General features: G+C 58.7%; 8 protein-coding genes and 1 pseudogene. All 9 read left to right on the top strand.

Going from position 1 to position 8,167, the window contains the following annotated elements:
• Positions 1-235, top strand: a 235-nt coding sequence (locus tag ACIREA_RS21035; RefSeq protein ID WP_397384314.1) for an acyltransferase, incomplete at its 5' end; no start/stop codon positions are given.
• Between the two features lie 8 nt (positions 236-243).
• The gene (locus ACIREA_RS21030) at positions 244-1,176 is read left to right on the top strand and encodes a glycosyltransferase family 2 protein (RefSeq protein WP_397384313.1); all 933 of its coding nucleotides are present in this window, start codon (positions 244-246) and stop codon (positions 1,174-1,176) included.
• Positions 1,177-1,311: 135 nt separating this feature from the next.
• On the top strand, positions 1,312-2,064 hold the full coding sequence (locus tag ACIREA_RS21025) for a hypothetical protein (protein WP_397384312.1): 753 nt from the start codon (positions 1,312-1,314) through the stop codon (positions 2,062-2,064).
• A gap of 238 nt (positions 2,065-2,302) precedes the next feature.
• Positions 2,303-3,520 (top strand): acyltransferase family protein, encoded by a 1,218-nt coding sequence (locus tag ACIREA_RS21020; protein WP_397384311.1) that lies wholly within the window; start codon positions 2,303-2,305, stop codon positions 3,518-3,520.
• A 38-nt stretch (positions 3,521-3,558) separates the two neighbouring features.
• The gene (locus ACIREA_RS21015; protein WP_397384310.1) at positions 3,559-4,794 is read left to right on the top strand and encodes a glycosyltransferase family 4 protein; all 1,236 of its coding nucleotides are present in this window, start codon (positions 3,559-3,561) and stop codon (positions 4,792-4,794) included.
• A 6-nt stretch (positions 4,795-4,800) separates the two neighbouring features.
• On the top strand, positions 4,801-5,787 hold the full coding sequence (locus ACIREA_RS21010) for a glycosyltransferase family 2 protein (RefSeq protein ID WP_397384309.1): 987 nt from the start codon (positions 4,801-4,803) through the stop codon (positions 5,785-5,787).
• 49 nt (positions 5,788-5,836) lie between these two features.
• A complete protein-coding gene (locus ACIREA_RS21005; RefSeq protein WP_397384308.1) occupies positions 5,837-6,499 on the top strand; it encodes an acyltransferase in 663 nt (220 codons plus the stop codon).
• A gap of 1 nt (position 6,500) precedes the next feature.
• Positions 6,501-7,958 (top strand): O-antigen ligase family protein, encoded by a 1,458-nt coding sequence (locus ACIREA_RS21000; RefSeq protein WP_397384307.1) that lies wholly within the window; start codon positions 6,501-6,503, stop codon positions 7,956-7,958.
• Positions 7,955-8,167: pseudogene (locus tag ACIREA_RS20995) on the top strand (glycosyltransferase family 1 protein); the annotation flags it as partial. The gene ACIREA_RS21000 and the pseudogene ACIREA_RS20995, both read left to right, overlap by 4 nt.

Raw genomic sequence — 8,167 nt, 5'->3', positions numbered from 1 at the left:
TCATGGACGCGACCACTCGAAGGCGATGAATGCACAACCCCTCGAAAGCGCACCTATCATCTTGGGACGCAATGTGTGGCTGGGCACGCAATGCATCATCCTGAAAGGCGTGCAGCTGGGTGATGGAGCGGTGATCGGCGCCGGCTCCGTGGTGACCAAATCTGTTCCTGCTGGCGAGACTTGGGCCGGCGTTCCCGCTCGTCCTGTCCGCATGGCGAAATCCAATCCTTCCTGACTTAACTTATGCCACTTGAAATTTCCGCCCTGATCATCTGCGGTGATCGTCTCGACGAAGTCACCCGCTGTATCAAAAGCCTCGCCAAACTCGGCGATCTTCTTCACGAGGTCCTGCTGCTTAAAAATGCCCCAAAGCAGCCATGGCCAGACAAATGCTTCGATTCCGTGCCTGCAGCCGTCCGCAATCGCCTGCAAATCATCTCATCAGAAAAGCAGGTGTTCCCCACCGAAGGTCGCAACCGCCTTGCGGCCCTCGCTTCCGGATCTGCCTATCTATTCCTTGATGACGACTCTCTGGTGCTCGCAAAAGCAGGCATTGAAAAAGGGCTCAATATCCTGCAGATGGATGCCTCAGTGGGATCGATCGCCTACCCACAGTCCACGGAAGAAGGCGAGCTTGCACCTTTCACACAACCCGCGCCTGTCGAGCACGAGTGCCTCACCTGCGGCTTCATGACCTGCGCCGCGATGACACGCGCTGATGTGTACCACAAGATCGGTGGCTTTCAGGAACTGCTTCAAATGGCGCATGAGGAAAATGAGTTCTGCAAACGTCAATGGAATGCCGGTTACTCCGTTCTCTATCTCCCCGAGCGCTGCATCTGCCACAACCCCAGCCCTAACGCACGCAACAGCCGCCAGCGTGCCATGCTGAACACGCGCAACATCTGGTATCAGGCTGTTTTGCACGAGCCCCTGTGGCTCCTAGCAGGGACTCTCCTTCCACGCATGCTTCAAGGAGCCCGCTATCTGCACCACGCACGTGAATGGACGGGCGGTCAGTGGATGCCGTTGTTCCTCCAGGCTCTCTCTGAGTTCACCAAACAACTTCCAGCTCTATGCCGGGCACGCCGTCCACTGGCCACAAAAACAATACTGCTCTGGCACCAGCTCAAGAAGAGCTACCCACGCTACACACCTGTTTCTCCCACAGTTTAACCTCAAACTCATAACAACATGGATTATCTCATTGGAGCAATTGATCACCACGACTGGGCGGACGTTTGCTGTTGGAAACAGTCCGCCGTCCAGAACGGCTTTATCGGCAAAATCGTGCTACTGTGCTACGAGCACATGACCGACCACGCCCTGCAACGTCTAGGTCACGAGGGCATCATCATAACGCGCGCCCGTAGCGGACGCGGCGTCAATGAAGACCGCTTCCGCGATGTACCCGACTTCGTGGACACCCTTAGCCCCGACGACCGCATCCTCATGTGCGATGTACGCGATGTCGCCTTCCAGCGCTCGATTCACAAGGTGCTCGATGAACTGCTTGCAACAAAGCCCCTGGCATGCGCTTCAGAAGGCGTGACCTACGGCGACTCAGAATGGAATATGTCCAATGCGAAGACAAACTTCCCCGACCAGCTTGCTGAGATCAGCAAAATGGACATCTACTGCGCGGGTGTCATCGCCGGCAGGGCCGCACGCTTCTCCGCCTTCTGCCGCACTATCTGGCAGCAGTCGATCCAAGCCAAGAGCTTCAACGGCGACCAGATCGCAATGAACATGGTCATGCGCACGCCGGAATACGTGGACGACATGAACTTCGTTCCCGCACACAATTCGCAAATTTGTCATCACGGCAACATGCTCAGCTATCCGCGCCTGACCATCGGCAGCCAGGGACTCTGCGACAACGAGCACGGCATCATTGGGGTATTCCATCAATACACGCGCAATTCCAAGATCCGTCACCGCACCCTGTTGCAGCATCGCTGCCTGCTGCCCTTTTATGGCGGCAAGGTCATGACCCTCCTCCGCCGCAAGCTCGGCATGGAACCCACTTGGACACCTTATTGGCTCGCCAATCAAAACGCATAAGATGGCAGTCAGCGGACATGTTTCAGCGCAGAGAGAAAGGTCGGCCTTACCAATCATCTACGCCCGCATCGCATCTCCCTCCATGGCGGCAACCTGCTATCAGTAAAGTTTGAACGCCTTGAATCCAAGCAGCCTCCAGCCGCATAGGTAAGACGTGAATGAATCAGATGCAGTGGACGCGCTCGCAGCCTGAGAACCTGACAAAATATCACATACCCCCGCAAGATTTACTCTCCCTATGAGCACTACAATACTTGCAGCCCCCTTAGCCCTTCCGCCCCAGGCAGAAGAAGCATTTCAAAGCCAATCAGAGCATAAGACAAATGTTACAACCCAGGACTCCGCACTGACTCGTCTGCCCTCATTGGACGGTTGGCGAGCCCTCAGCATTGTTCTGGTGCTCGGCTCACATATGGCCGTGACCACCGGTTTTCCGGAGCGGCTGACGAAATCATTTCATTACCTGTTCGACGGCCACCTCGGCGTGCGGTTTTTCTTTGTCGTCTCCGGCCTGCTCATCACCTGGCTGATGTTGGTGGAGGAACGCAAGACACAAAAGGTAAACCTGCGCAAATTCTACGCCCGGCGAGCGCTGCGCATCCTGCCCGTCTATGTGGCGTTCCTGATTGTCGCCGGTGGCATCCAGTATTTCACCATCTGTGACCATGATCTTACGACCTGGATCGCCAACCTTACCTTCACGCGTGATTTTTTCCCTGGTGGTAACCACCTCAGCAACCATTTCTGGTCCCTCGCTGTGGAAGAGCAATTCTACCTGATATGGCCGCTTTTGTTTGTCTCGCTGGTTCCGACTGTGCGCACCCGGATCATACCTTTCCTTGTGGTGGCCGCCATCCTCGTGGCCTTCATCAACCGCTGCTTGTGGCACTTTCCATTATCCGACACGCAACTATGGAGAAATTTGTTCCAGGAGAGATCATTCTTCAACAATGTGGACTCGCTGGCGATCGGCTGCTTGGCGGCCATATGGCTGGCTGTGGATGAGCGTAAACTGCGCTCGTTTCTCACCTCCCGGCCACGTCTGGTGATTGTCGCCAGTGTGCTCATGCTAGTGGAGCCGTATGTCATGCACTGGGTTACCGACCGCGCATGGATGCCGACTGCCCTGAAGAGCCTCGGCTGGGCCAGTTGGGCTGGTCTGGGCCGGACCTTTCAGTCCTTCGGCTTCGTCGCGCTGGCATTGCAAAGCATCATGCTGCCTACGTGGGGCCTCTACCGTTGTCTGAACTGGCGCCCGGTCGCCGCGCTCGGCATACTCTCCTACTCCATCTACGTGTGGCAGAACATCTTCTGCGCCAGTCCTAAAATGTTTGGTCTCACTGAGCCCTGGTGGATGACCTACCCGCTGTGGCTGGTTCCTGCCTTCGCCGCCGCAATCATCTCCTACAATTTCTTGGAGAAGCCATTCTTCAATCTGCGCCATCGCTTTCGCTGATGCCATCAGCAGTCATCCCCCACTCACGCCAACATCCCATGAAAATCGCTGTCAGCGGATATGTCTCAGCGCAGGAAGGCAGCGTGGCTTCGGCCAATGCGCTGCTGCTTCGCTCACTCCTTGAAGACGGGCATGAGGTGGACTTCTTTTCGAAGCCATCCTTTGTCGATCCCCGTCCGTGCGTGGGCGAGCATGAGCGTTTCCGCTTTGTCTGCACGGACAATGTGGGCCCGGACCGCTTCCGCGCCAGAGTGCAAAAGGTGCCGGCGCTGGGATTCATGGCCTGCCGTGTGGACTGCGCCACCTATGAGCATCTGCTGCTGAGGAAGATGCGCCAGCAGCATGCCACACGCCAGTATGACCTTTGCCTCTGGCTTGGTGACTATGCACCGGGCCGTGTGAGGAATCTGCCGATGATCAGCTTTGCCCAAGGCCCGCCCGGCACGGACGCGCGCTCCATTGTGTCCCGCTTTGCCGAGATCAAGAAACTCGCAGGCCCGCGCAAGGCGCTGCAATGGCTGATGCTGGCGCGCATCCGCCTGTCCTCCATCGGCCTGCCAGGATTGAAGCACTCGGATCACATCATCGTGGGCAGCCAGCAGTCGAAGAAAACGCTGACTGAAGTCTATGGTATCGAGGGAGAGCGCGTGGACACACTGCCCTACCCGATAGATTTGAACATGTTCCGCCCGGCAGAGGAAACGGCGGCCACGAAAGCAGAACTGCGCGTGCTGTGGCTGGGCCGCATCATCCCACGCAAGCGGTTGGACCTTTTCCTGCGCGGGCTGGAGCTGGCTATCCGCCAGGGGGTGCATGTGCGCGCCACCATCGTGGGCGGCACGGGCTTCGTGCCCGGTTATGAAAAGCTCATTGAGTCATTCCCCTTCCCCGACCGCCTGAGCTGGATCAAATCCATGCCACGCACGGAGGTGCCCGCGCTGCTGCGCCAGCATGACGTGCTGGCGCAGCCGAGCGATGAAGAAAACTTTGGTTCATCTGTGGCCGAGGCTCAGGCTTGCGGACTGCCCGTCATCGTGGGCCACACGAACGGCAACGCGGATTATCTCTGCGACCGAGACATCCACCTGGCAGACGACCGCCCGGAAACTTTTGCCAGCGCGCTGATGCGCCTCGGTCAGCACCTGCCTGAGGCACCAGTGAAATCCCGCACGGTGGCCGAACGGTATTTCGATCTTGGCCACGTGACCAGCCAGATCACCACGATTCTCGAGAACGCACTGCGATCCCCTTTCAAGAACCTTTCACCCGCCTGATCCATCATGGAAAACATCGACGTCATCATCCCCACACTGAAGAGGCCCGACCATCTGCGCCGGTGCCTGGAGGCGCTGAAAATGCAGGAAAAGCAGGCAGACCAGGTCGTGGTAGGCGTGCGCGCGGATGATGATGTCACGCGTGCGGTGATCGAAGAATATGAAGCCATGCTGCCTGTGCGTGCAGTGGAAGCGCGCGGTGTGGGCGTGGTGGGCTCGATGAACTCCTGCCTGAAGGAATGCCACGCGCCGTGGATTGCCCTGCTGGATGATGATGTGGAGATCCCCCCGCACTGGCTCAGCACGATGCTGGCTCATGTAAAGTCCAGGCCGGACGTGGTGGCGGCAGGTGCCCGCGACATGCTAATGGACTACCCGGAAAAGCGCAGGACCGAGCCGCTGGAAGAGGACGTGGGCAATGTACACTGGTTCGGTCGTGTGACCGGCGGACATCATCGTGGTGGCGGCAAGGCACGACAGGTGCAAGTGCTGCGCGGATCGAACTGTCTTTTCAAGGGTGACTTCCTGCGTGCGTGCGGCTTTGAGAACGGCCTGCGTGGCAAGGGCGCCCAGGTGAACTGGGAGCTGGCACTGGGCCTGCAGGCTAAAGCGCATAAGATGAAGATGATCTTTGATCCCACCGTGGAGATCATCCACAACGTGGCGCCGCGCCATGATGGCGACACGGTACACCGCGGCATTTTCAACTTCGAAGGCACGAGTGACATCGCCTACAACGAAACGTTTGTGGCGCTGAAGCACGGAACCGGTTTGGTACGCTGGACCATTCCACTTTGGCAGGCGCTGATCGGCAGCCATGTGTGCCCCGGACTGGCCCGCGCGGCGGATTTTGTGCTGCGCCCGAGCTCGAAACCACGCCAGCGATTTGCCGCCACCCTTACCGGACGCCTAGGCGCCTTTAAGGCATGCCTTAGCCGCACTCAGACAAGGGAGAGGTTAATGTCTGAGCAGGCAGCCGCGCCAGCCCCTTGATGGGGCTTGTGCAGGATGTCTGACCATTTCCGATTTTTCCTACATCCTCATGATCGCCTATCTTTTTCAAAACCGGCTCAAGCCAAAGCTCTTCAGCCCGATATGGGTGAAGACCTGGCTGAAGCGCGTGTGGACGCTGCCGAGCCTGCTGGGCTACAGCTGGCAGTCGTTGCGCTGGACCCTGAAGGGTGCGCACATCGCACCTTCCACCGTGATTTCCAACCTGACGCTGCATGGCGAGGCCTCAAACCTGAGCATCGGCAAAGGATGCAGCGTGGGCATCACCCGCATGCAGGCCCATGCGGAGATCAAGATCGGCAACTGCGTGGTGATCAATGACGGAGTGCGCCTGATCACCGGATCGCATGACATCAACTCCCCCACCTATGATCACCTCTTTGCGCCGATCGTGGTGGAAGACTACGCCTGGGTGGCCACGGATGCGATGGTGCTGAAAGGCGTGACCATCGGCCGTGGAGCGGTGGTGGCAGCCGGTGCGGTGGTGGTGAAGGATGTGCGGCCCTTCAGCCTGGTGGGCGGCAACCCGGCCAAGGAGTTCGGCACTCGCGACATTGAGCGTTTCGAGTATCTGCCCGCGTCATGGTTTGGCCCAGTGATGGCCTGGACGGGACGCAAACCCGTGACGGCCTCCACGCCTGCGAAACCAGCCAGTGAGCCTGAGTGCCCGGCCGCTGAACCTCAGCTGCAATAGCATGGAATACTTCATTGCGCTTCTCATCGTGCTGCAAGCCTTTGTGCTGGCCGCGCAGCGCTCCAGCTACCTGCTGGACTATGTGTTCTTTGTGGTGGCGCTGAACCGCGGCATCCGCCGGCTGGTGGACTACTACATCAATGGAGCCTTCAACCCGCTGTCGAGCATCAGCCTCACGCCGCTGGTTGTCAGCGCGGTGCTGCTGGCACCTGCAATGTCGCGCTTCGGCCAGCTCACACCGAACAGCCGCAATGTGGCCACCCTGATCATGGTGGCGCTGGGCCATGGATTCGTCATCGGCTTTGTGAACGCAGGAGTGGGAGCCTTCTACTCGCTGGGAGAATGGATGGCGGGATTTGGCGCCTTTCTCTATGCGGCCACAGCGCCGATCAACTCGTCGACAGCGGACCGCTGGATGAGATCCTGCGGCTACGCGGCCCTCATCGTGGCAGTCTATGGCTGGTATCAATACTACACGATTCCTGAATGGGATGCATTCTGGGTCACGGCCGTGAAGTTTGTGGGCTATCTGGGCCAGCTCAAACCCACGGAGATGTCCGTCTTTTCGACGCTGCATGAGCGCGGCCCCTGCGCAAGCTTCCTTGCCTGGGCCGCCATCCCCATGATCCTGAACCCACGCTGGCGCATCATCGGCGGCTGGCTCACCGTGGTGTTGCTTCTATCGGTGGTGGTGCTGACGCTGACACGCAGCATGTTCATCATCGTGGGCCTGGTGGCCATGCTCCAGCCTGCACTCTCCAAGGGAAAGGGCGTCGGCCGCATGATCGTGCTGGCGGCAGTGTTTGGCATCGGCAGCAGCGTGGGCCTGCAGTACATGCCGGGGGCGGAGCGCATCACCAAGCGGTATGACACCATGAAGGACATGCAGAATGACGGCTCCTTCAAAGGCCGCATGAGCATCCTCAGCACAGGCGTTCCGTGGGTGCTGCAGCATCCATTGGGCATGGGTCTTGGCAGCTCGGGCTTCGGCGCAGGCCGCATCGGCGACTCGAGCACCAGCTCAGGTTCCAGCCCGAAGGAGGGCTTTTGTGACAGTGGCTACGTCGAGGTCTTCAGCCAGTTTGGCTGGATTGGCGGGCTGGCTTTTTTCGCCGCCATGGCGCAGCTCTGGGGGGAGCAGACGCGACGCATCCGCCTGGGGAGCAACAATGCATTCCTGACCACAGGCCGCGCGGTGCTGCTGGGCTGTCTGGTCTTCCTCGCGGTTGGAAATGTCTTTGGCAGCTTCTCTCTTTTCTGGGTCTTCCTGGGCATCTCGCTGAACCGTATTACTCTTCCAGACCCCACCGTGCAGTATTGGATGCCGGAGCACTACGGGACTGAGTTTCCTGAAGTCATGCAGCCCTTGCAGATGGCAGAGCATGCAACTGTTTCCGCCCCTGCCCCTGCCGCAGGACAAGATTTTCACTCTTCAAACCCTCACTTCCGAATCATATGAAAATCGCCTACGCCATGATCAACTGCAACCGCCGTGATGGGAGCGCGCGTGCGGTCAATGAAGTCGCTGAACGACTCGCCAAAAAACACGAAGTGCATCTCTATGCACGAAAGGCGGAGGATCTCGACCTCTCCAATATCGCCTGGCATCGCGTGCCTGGTGTCAACTGGGCGGAGGTGATCGATTTTGGCAGCTACTACCTGGAAGTG

This window comes from Prosthecobacter sp. (assembly GCF_044373815.1).
Classification (GTDB): Bacteria; Verrucomicrobiota; Verrucomicrobiia; order Verrucomicrobiales; family Verrucomicrobiaceae; genus Prosthecobacter.
Note: the sequence above shows the minus strand (reverse complement) of the source record. Positions and strands in the feature narration are given on the sequence as shown.